This window comes from Pantoea dispersa, assembly GCF_035783935.1.
GTDB lineage: Bacteria > Pseudomonadota > Gammaproteobacteria > Enterobacterales > Enterobacteriaceae > Pantoea > Pantoea dispersa_C.
In genome coordinates, this window is record NZ_JALKOV010000010.1 from 1 (window position 1) to 25,577 (window position 25,577).

Annotated in this window: 46 protein-coding genes; 7 read left to right on the plus strand and 39 right to left on the minus strand. The window is 53.3% G+C overall.

Annotated elements, in window-relative coordinates; genetic code table 11:
* Both MXF20_RS18040 and MXF20_RS18045 read left to right on the plus strand, forming a co-directional pair.
* On the plus strand, positions 1 to 296 hold a 296-nt coding region (locus MXF20_RS18040; RefSeq protein WP_325970620.1), incomplete at its 5' end, for a hypothetical protein.
* Complete coding sequence (locus tag MXF20_RS18045; protein WP_325970621.1) at positions 287 to 841, plus strand: gamma carbonic anhydrase family protein; 555 nt, start codon at positions 287 to 289, stop codon at positions 839 to 841. The genes MXF20_RS18040 and MXF20_RS18045, both read left to right, overlap by 10 nt.
* Here the strand turns inward: MXF20_RS18045 and MXF20_RS18050 are convergent.
* Genes MXF20_RS18050 through dprA form a run of 6 tightly spaced genes read right to left on the minus strand, consistent with a single transcriptional unit; the run spans position 817 to position 4,603 of the window.
* A complete protein-coding gene (locus MXF20_RS18050; protein ID WP_325970622.1) occupies positions 817 to 1,065 on the minus strand; it encodes a DUF1488 domain-containing protein in 249 nt (82 codons plus the stop codon). The genes MXF20_RS18045 and MXF20_RS18050 overlap by 25 nt on opposite strands.
* Entirely contained in the window at positions 1,062 to 1,880 is an 819-nt protein-coding gene (gene aroE, locus MXF20_RS18055; protein ID WP_325970623.1) for a shikimate dehydrogenase, read from the minus strand. The genes MXF20_RS18050 and aroE overlap by 4 nt, the downstream gene beginning before the upstream one ends.
* A 2-nt stretch (positions 1,881 to 1,882) precedes the next feature.
* On the minus strand, positions 1,883 to 2,458 hold the full coding sequence (tsaC, locus tag MXF20_RS18060) for an L-threonylcarbamoyladenylate synthase type 1 TsaC (protein ID WP_325970624.1): 576 nt from the start codon (positions 2,456 to 2,458) through the stop codon (positions 1,883 to 1,885).
* A 2-nt stretch (positions 2,459 to 2,460) separates the two neighbouring features.
* Entirely contained in the window at positions 2,461 to 3,009 is a 549-nt protein-coding gene (locus tag MXF20_RS18065) for a type I DNA topoisomerase (protein WP_325970625.1), read from the minus strand.
* Positions 3,010 to 3,033: 24 nt separating this feature from the next.
* Positions 3,034 to 3,507 (minus strand): DUF494 family protein Smg, encoded by a 474-nt coding sequence (smg, locus tag MXF20_RS18070; RefSeq protein ID WP_031279836.1) that lies wholly within the window; start codon positions 3,505 to 3,507, stop codon positions 3,034 to 3,036.
* Positions 3,479 to 4,603, minus strand: coding sequence for a DNA-protecting protein DprA (gene dprA, locus MXF20_RS18075; RefSeq protein ID WP_325970626.1), 1,125 nt, complete (start codon positions 4,601 to 4,603; stop codon positions 3,479 to 3,481). Before dprA ends, smg begins: the two co-directional genes overlap by 29 nt.
* 115 nt (positions 4,604 to 4,718) lie before the next feature.
* On the opposite strand from dprA, the gene def reads away from it, so the two are divergent.
* The 5 genes from def to mscL all read left to right on the plus strand — a co-directional run bounded on the left by def (position 4,719) and on the right by mscL (position 9,456).
* A complete protein-coding gene (def, locus tag MXF20_RS18080) occupies positions 4,719 to 5,231 on the plus strand; it encodes a peptide deformylase (RefSeq protein ID WP_021508231.1) in 513 nt (170 codons plus the stop codon).
* 21 nt (positions 5,232 to 5,252) lie between these two features.
* Positions 5,253 to 6,197, plus strand: coding sequence for a methionyl-tRNA formyltransferase (fmt, locus tag MXF20_RS18085; protein WP_325970627.1), 945 nt, complete (start codon positions 5,253 to 5,255; stop codon positions 6,195 to 6,197).
* A gap of 45 nt (positions 6,198 to 6,242) precedes the next feature.
* On the plus strand, positions 6,243 to 7,529 hold the full coding sequence (gene rsmB, locus MXF20_RS18090) for a 16S rRNA (cytosine(967)-C(5))-methyltransferase RsmB (protein ID WP_325970628.1): 1,287 nt from the start codon (positions 6,243 to 6,245) through the stop codon (positions 7,527 to 7,529).
* A gap of 31 nt (positions 7,530 to 7,560) precedes the next feature.
* Complete coding sequence (gene trkA, locus MXF20_RS18095; RefSeq protein ID WP_325970629.1) at positions 7,561 to 8,937, plus strand: Trk system potassium transporter TrkA; 1,377 nt, start codon at positions 7,561 to 7,563, stop codon at positions 8,935 to 8,937.
* 108 nt (positions 8,938 to 9,045) lie between these two features.
* Positions 9,046 to 9,456 (plus strand): large-conductance mechanosensitive channel protein MscL, encoded by a 411-nt coding sequence (mscL, locus tag MXF20_RS18100; protein WP_021508227.1) that lies wholly within the window; start codon positions 9,046 to 9,048, stop codon positions 9,454 to 9,456.
* Between the two features lie 18 nt (positions 9,457 to 9,474).
* Here the strand turns inward: mscL and MXF20_RS18105 are convergent, their stop codons facing one another.
* The 33 genes from MXF20_RS18105 to bfd form a co-directional block, all read right to left on the minus strand.
* The gene (locus MXF20_RS18105; RefSeq protein ID WP_315656557.1) at positions 9,475 to 9,693 is read right to left on the minus strand and encodes a ribosome alternative rescue factor ArfA; all 219 of its coding nucleotides are present in this window, start codon (positions 9,691 to 9,693) and stop codon (positions 9,475 to 9,477) included.
* A gap of 50 nt (positions 9,694 to 9,743) precedes the next feature.
* Positions 9,744 to 10,181, minus strand: a complete 438-nt coding sequence (zntR, locus tag MXF20_RS18110) for a Zn(2+)-responsive transcriptional regulator (RefSeq protein WP_325970630.1) — start codon at positions 10,179 to 10,181, stop codon at positions 9,744 to 9,746.
* 1 nt (position 10,182) lies between these two features.
* The gene (locus MXF20_RS18115; RefSeq protein ID WP_325970631.1) at positions 10,183 to 10,554 is read right to left on the minus strand and encodes a DUF1992 domain-containing protein; all 372 of its coding nucleotides are present in this window, start codon (positions 10,552 to 10,554) and stop codon (positions 10,183 to 10,185) included.
* A 111-nt stretch (positions 10,555 to 10,665) separates the two neighbouring features.
* Positions 10,666 to 11,052, minus strand: a complete 387-nt coding sequence (gene rplQ, locus MXF20_RS18120) for a 50S ribosomal protein L17 (protein ID WP_003850180.1) — start codon at positions 11,050 to 11,052, stop codon at positions 10,666 to 10,668.
* A 40-nt stretch (positions 11,053 to 11,092) separates the two neighbouring features.
* Entirely contained in the window at positions 11,093 to 12,082 is a 990-nt protein-coding gene (locus tag MXF20_RS18125) for a DNA-directed RNA polymerase subunit alpha (protein WP_007891688.1), read from the minus strand.
* Positions 12,083 to 12,107: 25 nt separating this feature from the next.
* A complete protein-coding gene (rpsD, locus tag MXF20_RS18130; RefSeq protein WP_325970632.1) occupies positions 12,108 to 12,728 on the minus strand; it encodes a 30S ribosomal protein S4 in 621 nt (206 codons plus the stop codon).
* A 33-nt stretch (positions 12,729 to 12,761) separates the two neighbouring features.
* A complete protein-coding gene (rpsK, locus tag MXF20_RS18135; RefSeq protein WP_004160563.1) occupies positions 12,762 to 13,151 on the minus strand; it encodes a 30S ribosomal protein S11 in 390 nt (129 codons plus the stop codon).
* A 16-nt stretch (positions 13,152 to 13,167) separates the two neighbouring features.
* Positions 13,168 to 13,524, minus strand: a complete 357-nt coding sequence (gene rpsM, locus MXF20_RS18140; protein ID WP_021508223.1) for a 30S ribosomal protein S13 — start codon at positions 13,522 to 13,524, stop codon at positions 13,168 to 13,170.
* Positions 13,525 to 13,670: 146 nt separating this feature from the next.
* The gene (gene rpmJ / locus MXF20_RS18145) at positions 13,671 to 13,787 is read right to left on the minus strand and encodes a 50S ribosomal protein L36 (RefSeq protein WP_071813610.1); all 117 of its coding nucleotides are present in this window, start codon (positions 13,785 to 13,787) and stop codon (positions 13,671 to 13,673) included.
* Positions 13,788 to 13,819: 32 nt separating this feature from the next.
* Complete coding sequence (gene secY / locus MXF20_RS18150) at positions 13,820 to 15,151, minus strand: preprotein translocase subunit SecY (RefSeq protein ID WP_021508222.1); 1,332 nt, start codon at positions 15,149 to 15,151, stop codon at positions 13,820 to 13,822.
* A gap of 7 nt (positions 15,152 to 15,158) precedes the next feature.
* Positions 15,159 to 15,593, minus strand: coding sequence for a 50S ribosomal protein L15 (rplO, locus tag MXF20_RS18155; protein WP_021508221.1), 435 nt, complete (start codon positions 15,591 to 15,593; stop codon positions 15,159 to 15,161).
* Between the two features lie 3 nt (positions 15,594 to 15,596).
* Positions 15,597 to 15,776, minus strand: coding sequence for a 50S ribosomal protein L30 (rpmD, locus tag MXF20_RS18160; RefSeq protein ID WP_013510758.1), 180 nt, complete (start codon positions 15,774 to 15,776; stop codon positions 15,597 to 15,599).
* A 5-nt stretch (positions 15,777 to 15,781) separates the two neighbouring features.
* Positions 15,782 to 16,282, minus strand: coding sequence for a 30S ribosomal protein S5 (gene rpsE / locus MXF20_RS18165; RefSeq protein WP_010618560.1), 501 nt, complete (start codon positions 16,280 to 16,282; stop codon positions 15,782 to 15,784).
* A 14-nt stretch (positions 16,283 to 16,296) separates the two neighbouring features.
* Positions 16,297 to 16,650, minus strand: coding sequence for a 50S ribosomal protein L18 (gene rplR, locus MXF20_RS18170; RefSeq protein ID WP_013510760.1), 354 nt, complete (start codon positions 16,648 to 16,650; stop codon positions 16,297 to 16,299).
* A gap of 9 nt (positions 16,651 to 16,659) precedes the next feature.
* On the minus strand, positions 16,660 to 17,193 hold the full coding sequence (gene rplF, locus MXF20_RS18175; protein WP_128602637.1) for a 50S ribosomal protein L6: 534 nt from the start codon (positions 17,191 to 17,193) through the stop codon (positions 16,660 to 16,662).
* Positions 17,194 to 17,205: 12 nt separating this feature from the next.
* Positions 17,206 to 17,598 (minus strand): 30S ribosomal protein S8, encoded by a 393-nt coding sequence (gene rpsH, locus MXF20_RS18180; RefSeq protein ID WP_021508220.1) that lies wholly within the window; start codon positions 17,596 to 17,598, stop codon positions 17,206 to 17,208.
* Positions 17,599 to 17,630: 32 nt separating this feature from the next.
* Positions 17,631 to 17,936, minus strand: a complete 306-nt coding sequence (gene rpsN, locus MXF20_RS18185) for a 30S ribosomal protein S14 (RefSeq protein WP_010618564.1) — start codon at positions 17,934 to 17,936, stop codon at positions 17,631 to 17,633.
* 14 nt (positions 17,937 to 17,950) lie between these two features.
* A complete protein-coding gene (gene rplE / locus MXF20_RS18190; RefSeq protein WP_013510763.1) occupies positions 17,951 to 18,490 on the minus strand; it encodes a 50S ribosomal protein L5 in 540 nt (179 codons plus the stop codon).
* 14 nt (positions 18,491 to 18,504) lie between these two features.
* Positions 18,505 to 18,819: a 50S ribosomal protein L24 gene (gene rplX / locus MXF20_RS18195; protein ID WP_021508218.1), complete on the minus strand. Its 315-nt coding sequence runs from the start codon at positions 18,817 to 18,819 to the stop codon at positions 18,505 to 18,507.
* Positions 18,820 to 18,829: 10 nt separating this feature from the next.
* Positions 18,830 to 19,201, minus strand: a complete 372-nt coding sequence (gene rplN, locus MXF20_RS18200) for a 50S ribosomal protein L14 (RefSeq protein ID WP_006120590.1) — start codon at positions 19,199 to 19,201, stop codon at positions 18,830 to 18,832.
* A gap of 168 nt (positions 19,202 to 19,369) precedes the next feature.
* Positions 19,370 to 19,624 (minus strand): 30S ribosomal protein S17, encoded by a 255-nt coding sequence (gene rpsQ, locus MXF20_RS18205; RefSeq protein WP_010618568.1) that lies wholly within the window; start codon positions 19,622 to 19,624, stop codon positions 19,370 to 19,372.
* Positions 19,624 to 19,812 (minus strand): 50S ribosomal protein L29, encoded by a 189-nt coding sequence (gene rpmC, locus MXF20_RS18210; protein ID WP_021508217.1) that lies wholly within the window; start codon positions 19,810 to 19,812, stop codon positions 19,624 to 19,626. Before rpmC ends, rpsQ begins: the two co-directional genes overlap by 1 nt.
* Positions 19,812 to 20,222 (minus strand): 50S ribosomal protein L16, encoded by a 411-nt coding sequence (gene rplP / locus MXF20_RS18215; protein ID WP_002438716.1) that lies wholly within the window; start codon positions 20,220 to 20,222, stop codon positions 19,812 to 19,814. Before rplP ends, rpmC begins: the two co-directional genes overlap by 1 nt.
* A 12-nt stretch (positions 20,223 to 20,234) precedes the next feature.
* Positions 20,235 to 20,933 (minus strand): 30S ribosomal protein S3, encoded by a 699-nt coding sequence (gene rpsC / locus MXF20_RS18220; protein ID WP_021508216.1) that lies wholly within the window; start codon positions 20,931 to 20,933, stop codon positions 20,235 to 20,237.
* A 17-nt stretch (positions 20,934 to 20,950) separates the two neighbouring features.
* Positions 20,951 to 21,283: a 50S ribosomal protein L22 gene (gene rplV, locus MXF20_RS18225; RefSeq protein WP_007891659.1), complete on the minus strand. Its 333-nt coding sequence runs from the start codon at positions 21,281 to 21,283 to the stop codon at positions 20,951 to 20,953.
* 13 nt (positions 21,284 to 21,296) lie between these two features.
* Entirely contained in the window at positions 21,297 to 21,575 is a 279-nt protein-coding gene (rpsS, locus tag MXF20_RS18230) for a 30S ribosomal protein S19 (protein ID WP_001138115.1), read from the minus strand.
* A gap of 16 nt (positions 21,576 to 21,591) precedes the next feature.
* Positions 21,592 to 22,413, minus strand: a complete 822-nt coding sequence (rplB, locus tag MXF20_RS18235; RefSeq protein WP_010618573.1) for a 50S ribosomal protein L2 — start codon at positions 22,411 to 22,413, stop codon at positions 21,592 to 21,594.
* 17 nt (positions 22,414 to 22,430) lie between these two features.
* Positions 22,431 to 22,733, minus strand: a complete 303-nt coding sequence (rplW, locus tag MXF20_RS18240; protein ID WP_010618574.1) for a 50S ribosomal protein L23 — start codon at positions 22,731 to 22,733, stop codon at positions 22,431 to 22,433.
* Positions 22,730 to 23,335, minus strand: a complete 606-nt coding sequence (gene rplD / locus MXF20_RS18245) for a 50S ribosomal protein L4 (protein ID WP_021508215.1) — start codon at positions 23,333 to 23,335, stop codon at positions 22,730 to 22,732. Before rplD ends, rplW begins: the two co-directional genes overlap by 4 nt.
* A gap of 10 nt (positions 23,336 to 23,345) precedes the next feature.
* Positions 23,346 to 23,972 (minus strand): 50S ribosomal protein L3, encoded by a 627-nt coding sequence (rplC, locus tag MXF20_RS18250; protein ID WP_021508214.1) that lies wholly within the window; start codon positions 23,970 to 23,972, stop codon positions 23,346 to 23,348.
* A 32-nt stretch (positions 23,973 to 24,004) separates the two neighbouring features.
* Complete coding sequence (gene rpsJ, locus MXF20_RS18255; RefSeq protein ID WP_006120582.1) at positions 24,005 to 24,316, minus strand: 30S ribosomal protein S10; 312 nt, start codon at positions 24,314 to 24,316, stop codon at positions 24,005 to 24,007.
* Positions 24,317 to 24,622: 306 nt separating this feature from the next.
* Complete coding sequence (gene bfr, locus MXF20_RS18260) at positions 24,623 to 25,105, minus strand: bacterioferritin (protein ID WP_325970633.1); 483 nt, start codon at positions 25,103 to 25,105, stop codon at positions 24,623 to 24,625.
* Between the two features lie 103 nt (positions 25,106 to 25,208).
* Positions 25,209 to 25,403 (minus strand): bacterioferritin-associated ferredoxin, encoded by a 195-nt coding sequence (gene bfd / locus MXF20_RS18265; protein WP_325970634.1) that lies wholly within the window; start codon positions 25,401 to 25,403, stop codon positions 25,209 to 25,211.
* Positions 25,404 to 25,577 lie beyond the last annotated feature (174 nt).

The following is a 25,577-nucleotide window of genomic DNA, read 5'->3' on the forward strand; positions in this document are numbered from 1 at the left end:
TACGCTTTCCTCCTTCAGAGTCAAACACTTTTTTCAGCGTTTTTCTCCGGCGGGGTGAATCGCTTCACGCCCTGCTGAGCCGCCTGCGTTGCCGCTTTGCCGTCTCAGTGGTGGCGCATTATAGGGATCCGGATTTTTTGCACAACCCCTTTTTTCGATCTTTTTTATCGACTGGCGAGTTTTCACTCTTTTCGCTGCGATCGCGAGCGATCCGCGCAAAAATCAGCTTGTTTACCCGCGCGCTTAGTCGCAGGCTAACGGAAAACATAATGAAAGGAGAAATAGCATGTCTGTAGCCCTGCGCCCTTATAAACAACATGTTCCCCTCACCGGCGAGCGCGTGATGGTAGACAGCAGCAGCGTGGTGGTTGGTGAAGTGGCACTGGCGGATGATGTCAGCATCTGGCCGCTGGTAGCGATCCGCGGTGACGTGAATAAGGTGGTAATTGGTAAACGCAGCAATATCCAGGACGGCAGCGTGCTGCACGTCACGCATAAATCCAGCAGTAACCCAGACGGCTTTCCATTAATTATCGGTGAAGACGTAACGGTAGGACACAAAGCAATGCTGCACGGCTGTACCATTGGCAACCGCGTGCTGGTGGGTATGGGCTCGATCCTGCTGGATGGCGTGATAGTCGAAGATGATGTGATGATTGGTGCCGGCAGCCTGGTGCCGCCCGGTAAACGCCTGCAAAGCGGCTATCTCTATTTAGGCAGCCCGGTGAAGCAGATCCGGCCGCTAAGCGAGGCGGAAATTGGCGGACTGCTTTACTCCGCCAGCAATTATGTCGGCTGGAAAGATGAATACCTGGCTCAGGGCAGCCACAGCCAGCCCTGATCGTCGTCCTGTTCCGCCCGGAGCAGCTGCTCTGCCTCTTCTTCCAGATCCCAGCGATGCGCGCTGAATAGCGCCATCGCCTCTCCGGCACCAAAGCGCTGCTGCAGCGCGGGCAGCGAAATCGCGCAGGTCAGTCCCATGCCATTAACTAACACCGGGAACAGCACCGCCTGACGGGCTTCGTCCCAGCTTTCCCGATCGGGAAACTGGATGGCCTGATTCATGCCTGCATCGCCTGTTTAAGTCGATCGATGACCGGCGCGATCTCCGGCATGACACCATGCCACAGCTGAAACGCATGCGCAGCCTGGCCCACCAGCATACCAAGTCCATCCGCCAGCTGCTGGGTGCCGTGCTGCTGGCACCACGCCAGAAATGGCGTCAGCCCCTGCTGGTAAAACATGTCGTAGCAGCGCATCTGGGCATTAATCAGCGAGGCCGGCAGCGGCGGTATGTCGCCCGCCACGCCGCTGGAGGTGGCATTGATGATCAGATCAAAATGTTCGCCGGCCAGCTGATCAAAGTTCATCGCCTGGATCGCCCCACTGTGCTGAAACAGATCGGCCAGCTGTTGCGCCCGTTCTGCCGTGCGGTTTACCACCACCAGCGCGCAGCCCGTCGAGAGCAGCGGCAGGATCACCCCACGCGCCGCGCCGCCCGCGCCCACCAGCAGAATACGATCGCCCGGCCGGATCATCTGCAACCGTAGCAGATCGCTCAGCAGGCCGATGCCGTCCGTGTTATCACCCAGAATCGAACCATCCGCTCTCTTCTTTAAGGTATTTACCGCGCCGGACAACGCCGCGCGTTCGCTGAGCTCATCCGCGAATTCCCATGCCTGCTGTTTAAACGGCAGCGTGACGTTGGCGCCTTTGCCACCGGCCGAAAAAAACGCCCCGATCGCCTGCGGGAATCCTTCCAGCGGTGCGCAGATGCGTCCGTAGGGATGTGCGATACCGGTTTGTTCAGCAAAGGCAGCGTGGATAAACGGAGATTTGCTGTGGGCGATGGGATGACCGAAAACGGCAAAATGTTCCATGATTAGCCCTGACGAATGAGTTCACCGCTGATGGCATCGCGGATTTCAGAAGGATTCAGACGGCCGCCGGTGGCCGCCTGCAACACCGGGAACGACGTGCCAAACTGCTCTGCCACTTCGGCGGCGCTGCGGCACGGCGGCTGACCGGTTAAATTCGCGCTGGTTGAGACCAGCGGCTTGCCAAATCCGCGACACAGCGCCTGTACCTGCGGGTGATCGCTGACGCGAATCGCCAGCGAATCGAAGCGGCCGGTTAACCAGCGCGGCGTATGCGGCGAAGCAGGTACCACATAGGTGACCGGACCCGGCCAGCTGGCAAACATCCGCTCGCGCTGCAGTACGGTTAGTTCTCGATCGGCAATATAAGGCTCGAGCTGTGCATAATCAGCGGCGATCAGGATCAGTCCTTTTTCTACCGGGCGCTGTTTCAGTGCCAGCAGGGCCATCACCGCGCTTTCGCTGTCCGGATCGCAGCCAAGGCCAAATACCGCTTCGGTAGGGTAAGCAATCACGTGCTGTTGCTGAAGTTGTTCAATGCAGAAGTCGAGGCTTCCGGGTGCATGCTGGCTCTGGTTCATGATCACTCTTCGTCCTGGGCGATGGGCTTGCCGCAGCGTTTGCTGGCGCAGAAGCGCTTCATGCCCTGTGCGGTTTTCTTTTCTATTAACAATGGGAACTGGCAATGGGGACAGATACCTTCCAGCGGCGTGGCATTGATCGCGAACTGACACTCGGGATAACGATCGCAGGCGTGGAAGGTTTTGCCATAGCGTGAACGGCGCTGCACCAGCTTGCCGCTGGCGCACTGCGGACAGGCAATCGCGGTTTCGTCCGGCTTATCGATGGTTTCCGTGTAATCACATTCCGGGTAATGGCTACAGCCGACAAACATGCCGAATCGCCCCTGGCGCAGCACTTTGTCCGCGCCACACTGCGGGCAGGCATGGCCTTCCAGCACTTTGACGATGTGGCCATCACCCTGGCTTTTCAGCGGGCGAATATAGTCGCAGGTTGGATAATTCACACAGCCGAGAAAAGGCCCGTGTTTGCCGGCGCGTATCACTAATTCTGCCCCGCAGGCGGGGCAGGGATCGTGTTTACGCACGGTAAATAGTGCTGGTTTACTCATATTACCGAATGCATTAATCGCAAATTAATGCAGCATACCTTCATTGACGTCGAATAACAGTTCTTCCATCTGCTGATAAGCATTTTCACACCCGGGGATGTTAAACAGCACCATCAGCACCACCCATTTGAGATCTTCCAGATCGAATTCCAGCGTATCAAGCGCCATAACCCGTTCAATGACCATTTCGCGCGTTTCCATATTCAGCACCTGAATTTGCTCCAGGAACAGAATAAAACCACGACACTCGGCATCTAAACGCTGGCTCTCTTCTTCGGTGTAGATTCGCATGGAGAGCGGATCGTTAGCCAGCAGTACTGGCGCGACCAGACCATCCTGATAATCCGCTAACCGCTCAAGCCAATTCAACGCATTGTAGATATCTTCGCGATGAAAACCGGCATCGGTTAAGTCATCGGTCAATTTATCCTGATCAACGCGCATTTCAGCCTCGTTGTGGATATACGTCTCAAACAAGTACATAAGTACGTCGAACATGGCATGCCCTCCTCAATCGGACATAGCCGCCGGGTACAGCTGCGATCCATCCTGCTAACTCCAGCTCCAGCAATTGCGCTGCGATAACTGGCACAGGTTGGCCGGCACGTTCAGCGACGACGTCAACAGGTGTAACCTCATCACCTACGTTAGCCAACACGCTGGGAAATGGCAATGGCACATCATCACTGAGTTGTGAATATATTGTTTCTGAGATACTGGCTGGCAACCATTGCAGCGCAGAATGCAAATCTTCAAGGATATTGTTGGGATGGGCCACCAGCAGCGCACCCTGCTGAATCAGCCAGTGCGTGCCTTCACAGCCAGGATTACCCAACGCGCCCGGCAACGCATACACGTTACGGTTTTGTTCCAGCGCATACCGCGCTGTCACCAGTGAGCCACTCTTCAGTGAAGCTTCAACCACCAGCACGCCATGACTCAGGCCGCTGATAATACGATTACGCCGCGGGAAATTTACTGCATGGGGCGCCATCGACAGCGGCAGTTCGGAAACCAGCGCGCCGCCGCGGGCGATAATCTCCTGTGCCAGCGGCTGATGGCTTTTCGGGTAAAGATGATTCAGCCCACTGCCCAGCACGGCCAGGGTTTTGCCCTGCACTTCCAGCGCGGCACGATGCGCCACGCCATCTATGCCGCGCGCCAGCCCGCTGGTGATGGTCAACCCGCTCAGCGCCAGCTGCTGGCTAAACCAGCTGCCCCACTCTCTGCCATAGGGCGAACAGTGACGGCTGCCGACTACCGCCAGCTGCGGCGCAGCAAGCGCAGTGACGTCGCCCGCCACATAAAGCGCCGCCGGATAGCGGCTGATTTCCCGTAAACGGGCAGGATAATGTGCATCGGTGCAGGCGATCAGGTGATGCTGCGCCTGCTGCAGCCAGCGCTGCGTCTTTTCCAGCTGCCGTGGGCAGAGGGTGAGAAACTGTTGTCGCTGCGTGTCGTTCAGCCCTTGCTGCTCCAGCCACGCCTCATCAACATGGCTGGCGTGCTCAAGCGCCATGATGAACTGGCGGGCGCGCTCACCGCTTAAGCCCCAGACGTTGGTTAGCCGGATAATCCCTTCACTGCGTTCCATGCTGCGCTCCCTGTCAGCCGTGCTCTGATGCGGCACAATGCTGTCAATCAGGCCCCAAAAAGTCTACAATATGAGGCAGTAATCTTTTCTTTAACGCATACAGATCTGGATATTTATGTCAGTTTTGCAGGTATTACATTTCCCTGACGATCGCCTTCGCAAAATTGCCGCACCGGTTGCGGCTGTGAATGCTGACGTTCAGCGTATTGTCGACGATATGTTTGAGACCATGTACGCCGAAGAAGGCATTGGTCTGGCGGCGACGCAGGTGGATATTCACCAGCGCATCATCGTGATTGATGTTTCTGAAAGCCGCGAAGAGCGCCTGGTGCTGATTAACCCGGAGCTGCTGGAAAAAAGTGGCGAAACCGGTATTGAAGAGGGCTGCCTGTCGATCCCGGAACAGCGGGCGTTTGTACCGCGCGCCGAGCGGGTCAAAGTGCGCGCGCTGGATCGCGACGGTAATAGCTTCGAGCTGGAAACAGACGGTCTGCTGGCGATCTGCATTCAGCATGAGATCGACCATCTCGACGGTAAGCTGTTTATTGATTATCTGTCGCCGCTGAAGCGTCAGCGTATTAAACAGAAACTGGAAAAACTGGCCCGCCAGAATGCACGCGCATCCTGAGAGCGAACAGAAGGTTAAACTGTGTCTGCACCGTTAAAAATCATCTTTGCCGGTACACCTGACTTCGCAGCGCGTCATCTCGACGCGCTGCTTGCTTCTGAGCATCAGGTGGTTGGCGTCTTTACTCAGCCCGACCGCCCTGCCGGCCGTGGTAACAAACTCACGCCGGGCCCGGTTAAAGTGCTGGCGCAGGCGCATGACATCCCGGTGTTTCAGCCCAAATCCCTGAAGCCGGAAGAGAACCAGCAGCTGGTCGCCGGGCTGCAGGCCGATGTGATGGTAGTCGTCGCTTATGGCCTGATTCTGCCCCAGGCGGTGCTGACGATGCCGCGCCTTGGCTGCATCAACGTGCACGGCTCCCTGCTGCCGCGCTGGCGCGGTGCGGCGCCGATTCAGCGCTCACTGTGGGCCGGCGATAGTGAAACCGGTGTCACCATCATGCAGATGGATGTGGGTCTTGATACTGGCGATATGCTGCACAAAATAACCTGCCCGATTAATGCCGACGACACCAGCGCTTCGCTGTACGACAAGCTGGCGCAGCTCGGCCCGCAGGGTATGCTGACCACGCTCAGTCTGCTGGCCGCCGGCCGCGCGCAGCCCGAAGTGCAGGATGAGGCGCTGGTTTCCTATGCCGAAAAGCTCAGTAAAGAAGAGGCGCGTCTCGACTGGTCGCTCTCTGCCGCCCAGCTGGAACGCTGCATCCGTGCTTTTAATCCGTGGCCGGTGAGTTATTTCCTCATCGACGATCAGCCGGTTAAAGTCTGGCAGGCCAGCGTGTTACCGCACCACAGCGCCCAGCCGGGGACAATTTTGCAGGCTGACAAGCACGGCATCCAGATCGCGACCGCTGACGGCGTGCTGAAACTGCTGTCACTGCAGCCTGCCGGCAAAAAAGCCATGACGGCGCAGGACCTGCTCAATTCACGCCGTGAATGGTTCACACCCGGTACCGTTCTGGCCTGATTCTCCAGCCCGGTCTCCGCCGGGCTTTTTGTCTGATGAATGAATATGAAAAAAGCGACCAACCTGCGCAGCCTTGCCGCGCAACTGATTGAACGCGTGGTGGATAAAGGAGAATCGCTGAGTGCGATTCTGCCCGCTGCGCAAAAAACGCTGGCAAACAACGATGGCGCGCTGCTGCAGGAGCTGTGTTTTGGCGTCACGCGGACGCTGCCGCAGCTGGAAGCGCTGATTAACAAGCTGATGGCGCGCCCGTTAACCGGTAAACAGCGCGTGCTGCACTATCTGATCATGGTGGGTCTGTACCAGCTGCTGTATACCCGCGTTCCGCCGCACGCCGCGCTGGCAGAAACCGTAGCCGGCGCTGAAGCCTTAAAGCGGGCAAACCTGAAAGGATTGCTCAACGGCGTACTGCGTCAGTTCCAGCGTCAGCAGGATGCGCTACTGACGGAAGTGAATCAGGGACCGCAGCGTTACTGGCACCCGGGCTGGCTGCTGAAACGGCTGCAAACTGCGTGGCCGGAGCAGTGGCAGCAGATTGTGGAAGCCAACAACCAGCGGCCGCCCATGTGGCTGCGTGTGAATCGTCAGCATCACAGCCGTGACGCCTGGCTGGCGTTGTTGACCCAGCAGGACAAAAACGCGTTTAGCGCCGACGCGCCGGATGCGCTGCGTCTGGAAGCGCCAGCGCCGGTCAATCAGCTGCCAGGCTTTGAACAGGGCTGGGTGACAGTGCAGGATCTCTCTGCTCAGCGTTGCGCTCTGCTGCTGGCACCGGAAAACGGCGAAACCATTCTCGACCTGTGCGCTGCGCCCGGCGGTAAAACTACCCATATTCTCGAAATCGCGCCGCAGGCTAATGTGCTGGCGGTGGATATCGACGCACAGCGTCTGTCACGCGTGACGGAAAACCTGCAGCGGCTCGGTATGCAGGCCGAGGTGCGTCAGGGCGATGGCCGTACGCCAGCGGCCTGGTGCGACGACCGGCAGTTCGACCGTATCCTGCTGGATGCGCCCTGCTCGGCCACCGGTGTTATCCGGCGCCATCCGGATATTAAATGGTTGCGCCGCGATCGCGATATCGATGAACTCGCCGCGCTACAGCGTGAAATCCTGGACGCCATCTGGCCGCGCCTGAAATCCGGCGGCACGCTGATTTATGCCACCTGCTCAGTGTTGCCACAGGAGAACCAGCAGCAGATCGACGCTTTCCTCGCCACGCATGCTGATGCGGTGCCGCAGGCGCTGCCACAGGGGCAACTTAACGGCTGGCAGGTTTTCCCTGCCATCGATGGCGGCGACGGGTTCTTCTACGCTAAGCTGATGAAAAAATAGTGCAGCGCACAGTGACAAGAGCAACGTATCCATGAAAATTATTATCCTCGGCGCCGGCCAGGTGGGCGGCACGCTCGCCGAAAACCTGGTGGGCGAAAACAATGACATCACCGTGGTTGATAGCGATCCCTCACGCTTACGCGTGCTGCAGGATAAGTTCGACCTGCGCGTGGTGCAGGGCCATGGTTCACATCCGCGCGTGTTACGTGAAGCCGGCGCCGAAGATGCGGATATGCTGGTGGCGGTGACCAGCTCTGACGAAACCAACATGATTGCCTGTCAGATTGCCTACTCGCTGTTTAACACGCCAAACCGCATTGCGCGTATTCGCGCCGCCGATTATCTGCGCGATGCGGAAAAACTGTTCGTGCCGGAAGCCGTACCCATCGACCATCTGATCTCGCCCGAGCAGCTGGTGATCGACAACATCTATCGTCTGATTCAGTATCCAGGCGCACTGCAGGTAGTGAATTTTGCCGAGGGCAAAGTCAGCCTGGCAGTGGTCAAAGCCTATTATGGCGGACCGCTGGTGGGCAATCCGCTGTCGATCCTGCGTGAACATATGCCGCACATCGATACGCGCGTGGCTGCGATTTTCCGCCAGGATCGTCCGATCCGCCCGCAGGGATCGACCATCGTTGAAGCCGGCGATGAAGTGTTTTTTATCGCCGCCAGTCAGCACATTCGTGCGGTGATGAGCGAGATGCAGCGCCTCGAAAAGCCCTATAAGCGCATCATGCTGGTCGGCGGCGGTAACATTGGTTTTGGCCTGGCGCAGCGGCTGGAGAAGCAGTACAGCGTCAAGCTGATCGAGCGGAATCCGCAGCGCGCAGCTGAACTGGCCGAACATCTGCAGGACACGATTGTATTTTATGGCGATGCGTCGGATCAGGAGCTGCTGGCCGAAGAGCATGTCGATCAGGTCGATCTGTTTATCGCCGTCACCAACGACGACGAAGCCAATATCATGTCAGCGATGCTGGCCAAAAAGATGGGCGCGAAAAAGGTGATGGTGCTGATCCAGCGCCGCGCCTATGTCGATCTGGTGCAGGGCAGCGTGATCGACATTGCCATCTCGCCGCAGCAGGCCACCATTTCGGCGCTGCTTGGACACGTGCGCAAAGCGGATATCGTCGGCGTCTCTTCGCTGCGCCGCGGTATTGCGGAAGCCATTGAAGCCATCGCTCACGGTGACGAAACCACTTCGCGCGTGGTCGGGCGCCTGATTGAAGATATCAAACTGCCGCCGGGCACAATTATCGGCGCGGTGGTGCGTGGTGATGAGGTGATCATCGCCAATGATAATGTGCGTATTGAGCAAGGCGACCACGTGATCATGTTCCTCACCGACAAAAAGTTTGTGCCGGACGTTGAGCGTCTGTTCCAGCCGAGCCCGTTCTTCCTGTAACGGGTTGTGATTGGGCTGACGTGAGAGTGGTGTTTAATCCATTGTTATAATGGCAATTACACGAAGGTTTGTTAGACTTTAGCCATTGGCCAAGGCAAGGAGATAACAATGAGTTTATTCAAAGAGTTTCGTGATTTTGCGATGCGCGGCAACGTAGTGGACCTGGCGGTCGGTGTGATCATCGGTGCTGCGTTCGGTAAGATCGTATCGTCACTGGTTGCGAACATCATTATGCCACCGCTCGGTTTACTGATTGGCGGCGTCGACTTTAAGCAGTTTAAATGGGTACTCAAGCCAGCAGAAGGCGATATCCCAGCGGTGGTGATGGAATACGGTAACTTTATTCAGACGGTATTTGATTTCATCATCGTGGCGTTTGCTATCTTCATTGCCATCAAAGTAATGAATAAACTGTATAAAAAGAAAGAAGTGGAAAAACCAGCGCCTAAACCGACTAATGAAGAAGTGCTGCTGACCGAGATTCGCGACCTGCTTAAGCAACAAAATAATAAAGTGTGATGAATAAAAGCCGCCTGTTCAGGCGGCTTTTTTGTCACTAAAGCAGAAGGCCAGAGGTAAACACTGTTGCTTACCGCTGGCCTCCTGATTCGCTCCCTTTGTGTGTTTATCTTTACGCCGGTAGCTGCCTTTCCCCTTCTGATTGCGCTCAACTCGCTGGCGATACAGCGGATCGTGTAACAGGGCTTCCAGGGCGTTATCGTTAATTTTGCCTTTTCGATGCTGATAGTGACTCATATCATCCTCCGGTTAGTGATGGCGCAACTATAGTCCTTGCACGCCAGAATTCAATCCTTGCTACAACAAATTTCGGGATGCGGATCCTCACCGGTTTCCAGCGCTTCGAGGATCGAACAACAGGCGCTGCTGTGTTGATCGCCACAGCAGGTCTCGGCCAGCCGTTGCAGCGAGCGCTGCATGGTTTGCAGTTCGCCGATCATATTGTTCACCTCATCCAGTCGTTTCGCCACGATCGCTTTCGACTCTTCACAGGTGTGATGCGCTGGATCGATGCGGATCGACAGCAGGTCGCGGATCGATTCCAGGCTGAAACCAAGCTGCCGGCCGTAACGGATAAAACGCAGGCGCTGCAGATCATTATCACTGTACAGGCGAAAGCCGCCCTCCGTGCGGACTTCATGATCCATCATCTGCTGTTTTTCATAAAAGCGGATGGTGTCCGGCGTCACGTCCGCCAGTTTCGCCAGCTGACCAATGCGATACATACTATTTCTCCTGCTGTAACCGTTGGCCGATCGCCGGTCGGTATTCACCGCGCAGAAAATCGGTGCTCATGCCGGCCTGCTGCAGCTTCATTTCCAGCAGCGTCAAACGTTTGGCCAGCTCGCGCGCCTCGCTATCATCTGGATCGAGTTCACGCAGTAAATCGCTTAGCGCCAGCGCGTCGCGGCGCATCTCCAGTTCCGGGGGTAAATAACCGGCGTTTTTCAGCAATCGCCAGGCGCTGCGCAATTCTGCCGGCACGCCACTATCATCGTCCAGCGTGATCGGTGCACCTTCACCGGGCAAATTGCTAAGTTCGCCCTTCTCCTGGGCCGCGCGGATGTGCTGTTCAGCCAGCTGATCGATAAGCCACATAGAAACCTCCTGCAGGCATGTCTGCCAACAGAATAGCGAATGAGTGGGAAATGGGAAGAAATGACGGGCAATAAAAAACCCGCCGAAGCGGGTTTTTTACGATACTGCAAATTACTCTGCAGCAGCTTCTGCTTGAGCTTCTGGACGATCAACCAGCTCGATGTATGCCATCGGAGCGTTGTCACCAGCACGGAAGCCACACTTCAGAATACGAGTGTAACCACCGGCACGGCTCGCGAAACGCGGGCCCAGCTCGTTAAACAGTTTTGCCACGATCTCGTTATCACGAGTACGGGCGAATGCCAGACGACGATTAGCTACGCTGTCGGTCTTGGCAAGAGTAATCAGCGGCTCAACTACGCGACGCAGCTCTTTGGCTTTCGGCAGAGTCGTCTTAATGATCTCATGACGAACCAGAGAACCAGCCATGTTGCGGAACATAGCCTGACGATGGCTGCTGTTGCGGTTCAGTTGACGACCACTCTTACGATGGCGCATGACCTTATCCTTCTCAGTGAAACCTTAACCTGCGATCCGGTTATTCATCAGCAATGCTTGCCGGTGGCCAGTTTTCCAGGCGCATGCCCAGAGACAGACCACGTGATGCGAGCACGTCTTTAATCTCGGTAAGAGATTTTTTACCCAGGTTAGGCGTTTTAAGCAGCTCAACCTCGGTACGCTGTACCAGATCACCGATGTAGTGGATAGCTTCTGCCTTAAGGCAGTTAGCAGAGCGGACAGTCAATTCCAGATCGTCAACAGGGCGCAGCAGGATCGGATCGAATTCTGGTTTCTCTTCTTTGACTTCCGGCTGACGTACATCACGTAAGTCAACGAAAGCTTCCAGTTGTTCTGCCAGGATGGTTGCCGCACGACGAATCGCCTCTTCAGGATCGATTGTGCCGTTGGTTTCCATTTCGATGACCAGCTTGTCCAGGTCGGTGCGCTGTTCTACACGCGCTGCTTCAACATTGTAGGCGATACGGTCTACAGGGCTGTAGCAAGCGTCAACCAACAGACGGCCGATTGGGCGCTCATCTTCTTCCGAATGAATTCGGGCAGAAGCCGGCACATAACCACGACCACGCTGAACTTTGATACGCATGCTAATAGATGCGTTTTCATCGGTCAGATGGCAGATCACATGCTGCGGCTTGACGATTTCGACATCACCGTCGTGGGTAATGTCGGCTGCAGTCACAGGGCCAATGCCAGATTTATTCAGAGTGAGGATGACTTCATCTTTACCCTGAACTCTTACCGCCAGCCCTTTCAGATTGAGCAGGATTTCCAGGATATCTTCCTGTACGCCCTCTTTGGTGGAGTACTCGTGCAGCACGCCATCAATCTCAACCTCGGTCACCGCGCAACCCGGCATGGAAGAAAGCAGAATACGGCGCAGTGCGTTACCAAGAGTATGGCCAAAGCCACGCTCTAACGGCTCAAGGGTCACCTTGGCGTGCGTCGAACTCACTTGCTCGATATCTACCAGGCGCGGTTTTAGAAACTCTGTCACAGAACCCTGCATTGTGTCCTCTCTTTGGTACTAAGCTTTACTTGGAGTAAAGCTCGACGATCAGGTGTTCGTTAATGTCCGCAGACAGATCGGCACGCTCAGGAATACGCTTGAACACACCTTCCATCTTAGTCGCATCAACTTCCAGCCAGGTTGGCTTTTCACGCTGCTCAGCCAGCTCCAGAGCGGCCTTCACGCGAGATTGCTTTTTGGCTTTCTCACGGATGCTTACGACATCATTCGGAGATACCTGATAAGAAGCGATGTTAACAACGCGACCGTTTACCATTACAGATTTGTGGCTAACCAGCTGACGTGCTTCTGCACGAGTGGCACCAAAGCCCATACGGTAAACTACGTTATCCAGACGACCTTCCAGCAGAGCTAACAGGTTTTCACCGGTGTTGCCTTTCAGACGCGCTGCTTCTTTATAGTAGTTACGGAACTGACGCTCCAGCACGCCGTAGATACGACGAACTTTTTGCTTTTCACGTAACTGGCCGCCGTAATCAGACAGACGCGGTTTACGCGCACCATGCTGACCAGGGGCTTGTTCAATTTTGCACTTGGAATCAATCGCGCGAACGCCAGACTTAAGGAATAAGTCGGTGCCCTCACGACGGCTCAGCTTGAGCTTAGGACCCAAATATCTTGCCATTTTCTTTCTCCAACTAACCTAAAAAACGGAACGTTAAACGCGACGTTTTTTCGGCGGACGACAACCGTTGTGAGGGATCGGAGTCACATCAGTAATATTAGTGATGCGGAAACCAGCGGCGTTCAGAGCACGAATAGTAGATTCGCGGCCTGGACCCGGACCCTTAACCATAACTTCCAGGTTCTTAATACCGTAATCTTTCACGGCTTCTGCACAGCGCTCTGCAGCGACCTGAGCAGCAAACGGAGTAGATTTACGTGAACCGCGGAAACCGGAACCACCGGCGGTTGCCCAACCCAGTGCGTTACCCTGACGATCAGTAATAGTAACGATGGTGTTGTTAAAAGACGCATGGACATGAGCCACGCCATCTGAGACTTGTTTTCTTACACGCTTACGTGCACGAACTGGTGCCTTTGCCATTATTTACTCACCCCGATTATTTCTTGATCGGTTTACGCGGACCCTTACGGGTACGTGCGTTGGTCTTAGTACGCTGACCGCGCACCGGCAGACCACGACGATGGCGTAAACCACGGTAGCAACCAAGGTCCATCAGACGCTTGATGCTCAGGGTGATTTCACGGCGCAGATCACCTTCAACAACGAATTTACCAACTGCTTCACGCAGCTGATCAATTTGTTCTTCAGACAGCTCACTGATCTTAACATTTTCAGCGATGCCCGTTTCAGCACAGATGGCTTTAGAACGGGTTTTGCCGATACCGAAGATCGAAGTTAATGCGATAACGGTATGTTTTTGATCAGGAATGTTAATGCCTGCTATACGGGCCACTATGCACTCCTATAATTAAATAAATGCGTACCATGCTGAAAAGCCCGTTTTCAGGATACTCAAATGGAAACGCATCGACATACAAAAGATTGGCTGGCTAATCTAGCCAGCTCAACCCGACTTTGCAAGAAAAATATGTGACTTAATCAGCCCTGGCGCTGTTTATGCTTAGGCTCGGAGCTGCAGATCACACGGACGACACCGTCGCGACGAATGATTTTGCAGTTACGACATAATTTCTTGACGGAAGCACGAACTTTCATTTTTACTCTCCGTAACTTCTCAAGCTACTGAATTAACGGCCATAGCCTTTCAGGTTAGCTTTCTTCAATGCAGACTCGTACTGACTGGACATCATCAGAGTTTGCACTTGAGCCATAAAGTCCATGATGACAACCACTACAATCAGCAGCGAGGTGCCGCCAAAGTAGAAGGGAACCTTCATGGCATCACGCATGAACTCCGGGATCAGGCAGATAAAAGTAATATACAGTGCGCCGATTAAGGTCAGACGTGTCATTACTTTATCGATGTACTTCGCCGTTTGCTCTCCCGGACGAATTCCCGGTACGAATGCACCAGACTTCTTCAGGTTATCTGCTGTTTCACGCGGGTTGAAAACCAACGCCGTGTAGAAGAAACAGAAGAAGATGATTGCAGTCGCATAGAGTAGCACATAAAGCGGCTGTCCTGGCTGCAAATACAGCGAAATTGTTGTCAGCCAGTTCCAACCGGTACCGCCCCCGAACCAGGATGCTATCGTCGCCGGGAACAGGATAATGCTGGAAGCAAAGATGGCTGGGATTACGCCCGCCATGTTCACTTTCAACGGTAAATGTGTGCTCTGTGCAGCATATACACGACGACCTTGCTGACGTTTAGCGTAGTTGACCACAATGCGGCGCTGGCCACGCTCAACGAAAATAACAAAGAACGTCACTGCAAATACAAGAACTGCAACCAACAGCAACAGAAGGAAGTGCAGGTCGCCTTGCCGCGCTTGCTCGATGGTATGGCCAATGGCCGGCGGTAAACCCGCAACAATACCCGCGAAGATAATGATCGAAATACCGTTACCGATACCTCGTTCAGTAATCTGTTCGCCCAGCCACATCAGGAACATGGTTCCGGTAACCAGACTTACAACAGCGGTAAAGTAGAAAGCAAAACCTGGATTTAATACCAGGCCCTGCATTCCAGGCATATTCGGCAAACCGGTAGCAATACCGATCGACTGGAATATAGCCAGAACCAGTGTGCCGTAGCGAGTGTACTGGCTGATCTTACGACGACCAGCTTCACCCTCTTTCTTAATCTCGGCCAACGCGGGATGAACCACCGTCAGCAGCTGGATAATAATAGAGGCCGAAATATACGGCATAATACCCAGCGCGAAGATTGAGGCACGACTGAGAGCACCACCAGAGAACATGTTGAACATTTCAATGATGGTGCCACGCTGTTGCTCAAGCAGTTTGGCAAGTACAGTGGCATCGATACCGGGGATTGGAATAAAAGAGCCAATACGGAAGACAATCAGTGCACCGATTACAAACAACAGTCTGCGCTTCAGTTCACCAAAGCCACCTTTGGCACTTTGAAAATCTAATCCCGGTTGCTTTGCCATCTGCTACTTATTCCTCGATTTTACCGCCAGCAGCTTCGATTGCAGCACGAGCACCTTTGGTGACACGCAGACCACGAATCGTAACAGGTGCAGAAACTTCACCAGACAGGATCACTTTCGCGAACTCAATCTGTACACCGATGATGTTAGCTGCTTTCAGCGTGTTCAGGTCGACGATACCGCCTTCCACTTTCGCCAGATCAGACAGACGCACTTCTGCAGTCACGAATGATTTGCGCGAGGTGAAGCCGAACTTCGGCAGACGACGGTACAGAGGCATCTGACCACCCTCGAAACCACGACGTACGCCACCGCCAGAACGAGACTTCTGACCTTTGTGACCACGACCGCCGGTTTTACCGAGGCCAGAACCGATACCACGGCCCAGACGCTTGGAAGCGTGTTTAGACCCTTCGGCCGGAGACAGAGTGTTTAAACGCATCTCTTACTCCTCCACTTTCAGCATGTAAGAAATCGCGTTGATCATACCGCGTACAGCTGGCGTGTCTTCACGCTCAACGGTGTGACCAATACGACGCAGACCCAGACCAACCAGAGTGGCTTTGTGCTTAGGCAGGCGGCCGATTGAGCTACGGGTTTGTGTAATTTTGATTGTCTTAGCCATCGTGATTACCCCAGAATTTCTTCAACGGATTTACCACGCTTGGCAGCAACCATATCCGGAGACTTCATATTGCCCAGGCCGTCGATAGTTGCACGAACCACGTTGATCGGGTTGGTGGAACCATAGGCTTTAGCCAGAACGTTATGAACTCCAGCGACTTCCAGAACGGCGCGCATTGCACCGCCGGCGATGATACCGGTACCTTCAGAAGCCGGCTGCATGAACACACGAGAACCCGTGTGCGCACCTTTAACCGGGTGCTGCAGGGTGCCGTGAGTCAGCGCGACATTAACCATATTGCGACGAGCTTTTTCCATCGCTTTCTGGATCGCTGCTGGAACTTCACGCGCTTTACCGTAACCAAAACCAACGCGGCCGTTACCATCACCCACTACAGTCAGAGCGGTGAAGGAGAAAATACGACCACCTTTCACAGTTTTAGAGACACGGTTTACCGCGATCAGTTTTTCCTGCAGGTCGCCAGCTTGTTTCTCGATGTGTGCCATCTTAGACCTCTACCTTAGAACTGAAGGCCAGCTTCACGAGCAGCATCTGCAAGTGCCTGGACGCGACCATGATATTGGAAACCGGAACGGTCGAAAGAAACATCTTTGATGCCTTTTTCGATAGCGCGCTCAGCCAGAGCTTTACCTACAGCTGCAGCGGCGTCTTTGTTACCGGTATACTTCAGTTGTTCAGCGATAGCTTTTTCTACAGTAGAAGCAGCAACCAGAACTTCGGAACCGTTCGGGGCGATTACCTGTGCGTAAATGTGACGCGGGGTACGATGTACCACCAGGCGAGTAGCACCCAGCTCTTTGAGCTTGCGACGTGCACGGGTCGCACGACGGATACGAGCAGATTTCTTATCCATAGTGTTACCTTACTTCTTCTTAGCCTCTTTGGTACGCACGACTTCGTCGGCGTAACGAACACCCTTGCCTTTGTAAGGCTCAGGACGACGGTAGGCGCGCAGATCAGCTGCAACCTGACCAATCAGCTGTTTATCAGCGCCTTTCAGCACGATCTCAGTCTGAGTTGGGCATTCAGCAGTGATGCCGGCCGGCAGTGCATGGTCAACCGGGTGAGAGAAGCCCAGGGCCAGACTCACAGAGTTGCCTTTAACAGCTGCACGATAACCAACACCAACCAGTTGCAGCTTCTTGGTGAAGCCTTCGGTAACACCGATAACCATGCCGTTCAGCAGCGCACGGGCAGTACCTGCCTGTGCCCAACCATCCGCATAACCTTCGCGCGGAGCGAAAGTCAGGGCGTTGTCTGCATGCTTAACTTCTACAGCACTGTTGATAGTACGAGTCAGCTCGCCGTTTTTGCCTTTGATCGAAATTTCCTGACCGTTGAGTTTTACCTCTACGCCGGCAGGAACAACGACAGGTGCTTTTGCAACACGAGACATTTTATCCTCCGATTACGCTACGTAGCAGATAATTTCGCCACCAAGACCAGCCTGGCGCGCTGCACGATCAGTCATGACACCTTTAGAGGTAGAAATTACAGCAATGCCCAGACCGGCCATAACTTTTGGCAGCTCATCTTTTTTCTTATAGATGCGCAGACCTGGACGGCTAACACGCTGAATGCTTTCTACAACAGCTTTACCCTGGAAGTACTTAAGAGTCAGTTCCAGTTCCGGCTTGATGTCGCCTTCGATTTTAAAATCTTGAATATAGCCTTCTTCCTTCAGCACGTTGGCAATTGCCACTTTCAGCTTGGAGGAAGGCATAGAGACCGCAACTTTGTTCGCGGCCTGACCGTTACGGATACGGGTCAGCATATCCGCGATCGGATCTTGCATGCTCATCTGTGTTACTCCCGTGATTCAAATGGTGACAATTACCAGCTAGCCTTTTTCAGACCCGGGATTTCACCGCGCATTGCGGCTTCACGGACCTTGATACGGCTCAACCCAAACTTCCGCAGGAAACCGTGCGGACGACCTGTCTGACGGCAGCGGTTACGCTGACGTGAAGGGCTGGAATCACGCGGCAGACTCTGCAGCTTGAGAACGGCGTTCCAACGGTCTTCGTCGGATGCGTTCACATCAGAAATGATCGCTTTCAGTTCAGCGCGTTTTGCGAAGAACTTGTCTGCTAATTTCACACGCTTAACTTCGCGTGCTTTCATAGATTGCTTAGCCATTAAGTAACCCTACCTTACTTGCGGAACGGGAAGTCAAAGGCAGCCAGCAGAGCACGGCCTTCATCATCAGATTTCGCAGTAGTGGTAATGGTGATATCCAAACCACGAACGCGATCGACTTTGTCGTAGTCGATTTCTGGGAAGATGATCTGCTCACGAACGCCCATGCTGTAGTTACCACGACCGTCGAAAGACTTCGCGGACAGACCACGGAAGTCACGGATACGCGGTACAGCAATAGTGATCAGACGCTCAAAGAACTCCCACATGCGCTCGCCACGCAGAGTTACTTTACAGCCGATCGGATAGCCCTGACGGATTTTGAAGCCTGCAACTGATTTGCGTGCTTTGGTGATCAGCGGTTTTTGACCGGAGATTGCTGCCAGGTCAGCTGCTGCGTTATCCAGCAGTTTCTTGTCAGCGATCGCTTCACCAACACCCATGTTCAGGGTGATCTTCTCGACCCGAGGGACTTGCATGACAGAATTGTAGCCAAACTCTGTCATGAGTTTCTGGACTACTTCGTCTTTGTAGTAATCATGCAGTTTCGCCATCGTACTACTCCAAATTACTTGATAGTTTCGCTGTTAGACTTGAAGAAACGGACTTTTTTACCGTCTTCGAATCTAAAGCCTACACGGTCAGCCTTGCCGGTTGCCGCATTGAAGATTGCAACGTTAGAAACCTGAATAGCAGCTTCTTTTTCAACGATGCCGCCTGGTTGGTTCAGAGCCGGAACCGGCTTCTGGTGTTTCTTAACCAGGTTGATACCTTCAACGATGACCTTACCAGAAGTCAGGACATTCTTTACTTTACCGCGTTTACCTTTGTCTTTACCGGTAAGCACGATAACTTCGTCGTTACGACGGATTTTCGCTGCCATTGTTCGCTCCTTAGAGTACTTCTGGTGCCAGAGAGATAATTTTCATGAACTTTTCAGTACGAAGTTCACGAGTTACCGGCCCAAAAATACGCGTTCCGATAGGCTGCTCGCTGTTATTGTTCAGAATAACGCATGCATTACCATCGAAGCGAATGACAGAACCGTCCGGGCGACGAACACCCTTCCTGGTGCGCACCACTACCGCTTTCAGGACATCACCTTTTTTCACCTTGCCACGCGGAATTGCTTCCTTGATGGTCACTTTGATGATATCGCCGACGCCTGCGTAGCGACGGTGCGAGCCACCCAGAACCTTGATACACATTACGCGACGTGCACCGGAGTTGTCGGCGACGTTCAGCATAGTCTGTTCTTGGATCATTTTAGTGCTCCGCTAATGTCAACTACTACTTCGGGACCCAAACCTCAGGTCGTTAAAAAGCCCCATAATTGAGGGCGCGGCATTATAACACCGGTTCTCGCAGATGGGTAGAAAAAATGAACGGCTCCATAGAGCCGTTCATTTTGTTTTTAGAGGAAGCGGATTCTATTACAGAATCGCTTTCTCTACAACGCGAACCAGAGTCCAGGACTTAGTCTTGGACAGTGGACGGGTTTCGCGGATTTCAACCACGTCACCAATACCACACTCGTTGTTCTCGTCATGGATGTGCAGCTTAGTCGTACGCTTAATGAATTTACCGTAGATCGGGTGCTTCACGAAACGCTCGATAGCAACAACAGCAGATTTCTGCATTTTGTCACTAACAACACGACCCTGCAGAGTACGGATTTTATCGGTCATTACGCCGCCTTCTCAGTCAGTAAAGTCTTAACGCGTGCAACATCACGGCGAACTTGCTTCAGCAGATGGGTCTGCTGCAGCTGGCCAGATGCTGCCTGCATGCGCAGGTTAAACTGCTCGCGCAGGAGGTTAAGCAGCTCAGTGTTCAGCTCTTCAACGCTTTTTTCACGCAGCTCAGTTGCTTTCATTACATCACCGTCTTAGTTACAAAGGTGGTTTTGATAGGCAGTTTTGCTGCTGCCAGCTTGAATGCTTCACGGGCCAGCTCTTCCGGTACACCGTCCATTTCATACAGGACTTTACCAGGCTGGATCAGGGCAACCCAATACTCCACGTTACCCTTACCTTTACCCATACGCACTTCCAGCGGCTTCTCGGTGATTGGTTTGTCCGGGAATACACGGATCCAAATCTTACCTTGACGCTTAACTGCACGGGTCATAGCACGACGTGCTGCTTCGATCTGACGAGCAGTCAGACGACCACGGCCAACAGCTTTCAGACCGAAAGTACCGAAGCTAACATCCGTACCCTGCGCCAGACCGCGGTTACGGCCTTTGTGCACTTTACGGAATTTCGTACGCTTTGGTTGTAACATCAGCGACTCTCCTTACTTACGGCCTTTACGCTGCTGCTTTTTAGGTTGAGCAGCCGGTTCCGGTTGTTCAACAGCAGCCATACCACCCAGGATCTCACCTTTGAAGATCCATACCTTAACGCCGATTACACCATAAGTGGTGTGCGCTTCAGAGGTGTTGTAGTCAATGTCAGCACGCAGCGTGTGCAGCGGTACACGACCTTCACGGTACCATTCGGTACGTGCGATCTCAGCACCGCCCAGACGGCCGCTAACTTCAACTTTGATACCTTTAGCGCCCAGACGCATTGCGTTCTGTACAGCACGCTTCATCGCACGACGGAACATCACACGACGCTCCAGCTGTGAAGTGATGCTGTCAGCAACCAGTTTTGCGTCCAGTTCCGGTTTACGGACTTCGGCGATATTGATCTGTGCAGGAACGCCAGCGATGTTCGCTACGACCGTGCGCAGTTTTTCTACGTCTTCACCTTTTTTACCGATAACGATACCCGGGCGAGCGGTGTGAATGGTCACACGGATGCTCTTAGCCGGACGCTCGATAACGATGCGAGATACAGACGCTTTTGCCAGTTCTTTGTTCAGGAACTGACGTACTTTAAAGTCGCTGTCCAGGTTGTCAGCGAATTCTTTGGTGTTCGCAAACCAGGTAGAGTTCCATGGTTTTACAATACCCAGGCGAATACCATTAGGATGTACTTTCTGACCCATTGCTAGTCTCCAGAGTCTCAGCGATCGGACACAACCACAGTAATGTGGCTGGTGCGCTTCAGGATGCGATCTGCACGACCTTTAGCACGCGGCATAATGCGCTTCATGCTAGGGCCTTCATCTACGAAAATTTTCGCAACTTTCAGATCGTCGATATCAGCGCCATCGTTGTGTTCGGCGTTAGCAATGGCAGATTCCAGGACTTTCTTAACCAGTACAGCCGCTTTCTTGTTGGTGTAAGTCAGAATATCCAGAGCCTGCGACACTTTCTTACCGCGAATCAGGTCAGCAACAAGGCGAACCTTCTGAGCAGAAGAACGAGCATGGCGATGTTGAGCAATAGTTTCCATCTCTTCCTCCTACTTATTTCTTCTTGGCTTTCTTATCAGCAGCGTGGCCGCGATAAGTACGTGTCGGTGCAAATTCACCCAGCTTGTGGCCGACCATTTCGTCGGAAACAAAGACAGGAACGTGCTGACGACCATTATGGACAGCGATGGTCAAACCGATCATGTTAGGGAAGATCGTTGAACGACGGGACCAAGTGCGCAGGGGCTTCTTGTCACCGCTTTCCACCGCTTTCTCTACCTTCTTCAGCAAGTGCAGGTCAATAAAAGGACCTTTCTTGAGAGAACGTGGCATGGCTTATCCTCTAAAATTATTTGCTACGGCGACGTACGATAAATTTATCAGTACGCTTGTTGCTACGGGTCTTCTTACCTTTGGTCTGAACGCCCCACGGAGTTACCGGGTGCTTACCAAAGTTACGACCTTCACCACCACCGTGCGGGTGATCGACTGGGTTCATCGCAGTACCGCGAACGGTAGGACGAACACCACGCCAACGGGTTGCACCGGCTTTACCCAGAACGCGCAGCATGTGCTCAGCGTTACCGACTTCGCCCAGGGTTGCGCGGCAGTCAGCTTCGACTTTACGCATTTCGCCTGAACGCAGACGCAGGGTAACGTAGGAACCTTCACGCGCAACGATCTGCACGTAAGCACCAGCAGAACGGGCAATCTGACCGCCTTTACCTGGTTTCATTTCTACGTTGTGCACGGTTGAACCAACCGGGATGTTACGCATCGGCAGGGTGTTACCTGCTTTGATCGCAGCATCAACGCCAGACTGAATCTGGTCGCCAGCTTTCAGGCCTTTAGGGGCCAGGATGTAACGGCGCTCGCCATCTTTGTACAGAACCAGTGCGATGTTCGCAGAACGGTTCGGATCGTACTCAAGACGCTCAACAACTGCCGGGATACCATCTTTGTTGCGTTTGAAGTCAACAATACGGTAAGCCTGCTTGTGACCACCACCGATATGACGGGTAGTGATACGACCATTGTTGTTACGACCACCGGATTTGCTGTTTTTTTCAACCAGCGCGGCAAAAGGCTTGCCTTTGTGCAGCTCAGGGTTCACCACTTTAACTACGTGACGACGACCCGGAGATGTCGGTTTACATTTAACAACTGCCATTGTCTTTCTCCTCCGACTTACTCAGCGCCGCCGACGAAGTCCAGGTTCTGGCCTTCTTTCAGGGTGACGTAAGCTTTTTTCCAGTCGCTACGACGACCGATACGCTGTCCGTGACGCTTAACTTTACCCTTAACAACCAGGGTGTTTACGTCTTTCACTTCTACTTCGAACAGTTTCTCAACAGCAGCAACGATCTCTGCTTTGGTCGCGTCTTTGGCAACTTTGAGAACGATGGTATTGGTTTTTTCCATCGCGGTTGATGCTTTTTCAGATACGTGCGGCGCGCGCAGTACTTTCAGCAGACGTTCTTCACGGATCATGCCAGCATCTCCTCAACTTGCTTAACTGCTTCTGCAGTCATAACGACTTTGTCGAAGGCGATCAGGCTAACTGGGTCGATACCCGCTGCATCACGCACGTCAACCTTGTACAGGTTACGCGCAGCCAGGAACAGATTCTCATCCAGTTCACCGGTGATGATCAGCACGTCTTCCAGCGCCATGTCTTTCAGTTTCTGTACCAGCAGCTTAGTTTTAGGCGCTTCTACAGAGAACGACTCGACAACGATCAGACGGTCCTGACGTACCAGCTCGGACAGGATGCTTTTCAGCGCGCCGCGGTACATCTTTTTGTTAACTTTTTGACTGTGGTCCTGTGGACGCGCAGCGAAGGTCACGCCACCTGAACGCCAGATCGGGCTCTTGATAGAACCTGAACGCGCACGGCCGGTGCCTTTCTGACGCCATGGCTTTTTGCCTGAACCAGTTACTTCAGCACGAGTTTTCTGCGCGCGAGTACCCTGACGAGCACCTGCAGCGTAAGCAACAACAACCTGGTGAACCAGCGCTTCGTTGAAATCACGACCGAAGGTAGTTTCGGAAACAGTCAGCGCGCTCTGCGCGTCTTTCAGTACTAATTCCATTGCTATCCCCTTACGCCTTCACAGCTGGTTTAACAATCAGGTCGCTGCCGGTTGCACCCGGGACAGCACCTTTGACCAGCAGCAGGTTGCGCTCAGCGTCAACACGTACTACTTCCAGGCTCTGAACGGTTACGCGCTCATTACCCAGCTGACCAGCCATTTTCTTGCCTTTGAACACTTTGCCCGGAGTCTGGTTCTGACCGATAGAACCCGGAACGCGGTGTGACAAGGAGTTACCGTGTGTAGCGTCCTGGGTACGGAAGTTCCAGCGCTTAACGGTACCTGCGAAACCTTTACCTTTAGAGGTACCGGTAACGTCTACTTTTTTAACGTCAGCGAAAATTTCAACACTGATGCTCTGGCCAACAGAGTATTCTTCACCTTCGGTGCGGAATTCCCACAGACCACGGCCAGCTTCAACGCCAGCTTTAGCAAAATGACCTGCTTCCGGCTTACCAACACGGTTTGCTTTTTTAGCACCGGTGGTAACCTGGATCGCCTGGTAACCATCGTTTTCCAGACCTTTGACCTGGGTAACGCGGTTTGCTTCAACTTCGATTACGGTTACTGGGATTGAAACGCCTTCTTCAGTGAAGATGCGCGTCATGCCCACTTTTTTACCGACTAAACCAATCATTGTATCAACCTCTCAATCGCTCGATGACCTGATTAACCCAGGCTGATCTGCACGTCAACACCGGCAGCCAGATCCAGACGCATCAGAGCATCAACGGTTTTTTCAGTTGGCTCAACGATGTCTACCAGACGCTTGTGAGTGCGGATTTCGTACTGATCACGCGCATCTTTGTTAACGTGCGGAGAGATCAGAACGGTGAAGCGCTCTTTGCGAGTCGGCAGCGGGATCGGACCACGTACCTGCGCACCAGTGCGCTTGGCAGTCTCGACGATTTCCGCGGTTGATTGATCGATCAGGCGATGATCAAACGCTTTAAGACGGATACGGATTCTTTGGTTCGACATGAGACCAAGGCTCCAAACATTTTATAAACGAAAAAAATTACTACCCACACCCATTACGATTGATGGGGGAGTGTAATCGTTCAGCATATAACTCCCCAATCGGGAGTATTGTCAGGCGATACACTAATCGCTATCGCCTGCGATTCTGCTCGAATCGCGCCACACCAATATCGGCAGGCCCGCGCATTATACGTAAATCTGTTCAGGAAGCAACCCATGCTGCGTTTTTAACCGCAAAAGCGTGCGCGAACAAAAAAGCCCGCACCGGGCGGGCTGGTATCCGTCAGTGGAACGGCATGGCAAACGCTACTTATCGCCCTCTTCTTTCAGCTGGGCCTGCAGATAGTTTTGCAGACCAATTTTCTGAATCAGGTCGAGCTCCGTTTCCAGCCAGTCGATATGGTGCTCTTCATCGGCCAGAATCTCGATCATCATGTCACGACTGACGTAATCATGAACTTTATCGGCGTACGCAATCGCCTCGCGCAAGTCCTTCGCCCCTTCCAGTTCGAGCGTCAGGTCCGACTGCAGCATTTCCGGCACGTCTTCACCGATGCGCAGCCGGCCGAGATCCTGCAGATTAGGAATACCTTCGAGAAACAAAATGCGTTCAATGTATTTGTCCGCATGTTTCATTTCATCAATGGATTCATGGTATTCGACATCGTTGAGGCGGATTAAGCCCCAGTTTTTGAACATGCGCGCATGTAGAAAGTACTGGTTGATTGCAACCAGCTCATTTCCCAGCAATTTATTGAGATGAGTAATGATTTTGCCGTCGCCCTTCATTTCGCTTCCTCCGCTTGCCGTTAAATAGAGCGTAGATGCGGATAAAAAGAAGTCAAAAAAACTCGACAGTTTTTGGGGTTATTTAAGCGAGGCGCATGTGCTGTTACGCTATCTCTTTGTATAGCGGCACATTTTGCATTTCATCATCCATAATCTCGCGCGCAGCGCGAATACACTTGCCGCACTGCTTGCCAACAGGCACCAGCTGGCGCAGTTGCTGAATCGATTTGGGTTGATAACGGCGGACCACTTCACGCAGAGTTCGATCGCTTACGGCATTACACAGACAGACGTACATTTACAGCCCACTCCAGTACAATTTATGATCAAAGTGTAAATGAGAATGGTTTTTATTTCAACGTAGCTTTTGTGTGGGATTCGTGGCGCCGGTCAATGCAGAGCAAAAAAAAGAGCACCGAAGTGCTCTTTTTGATGCTGCGGTGGCAACCGGAGTTACCACCGTTATTAACGC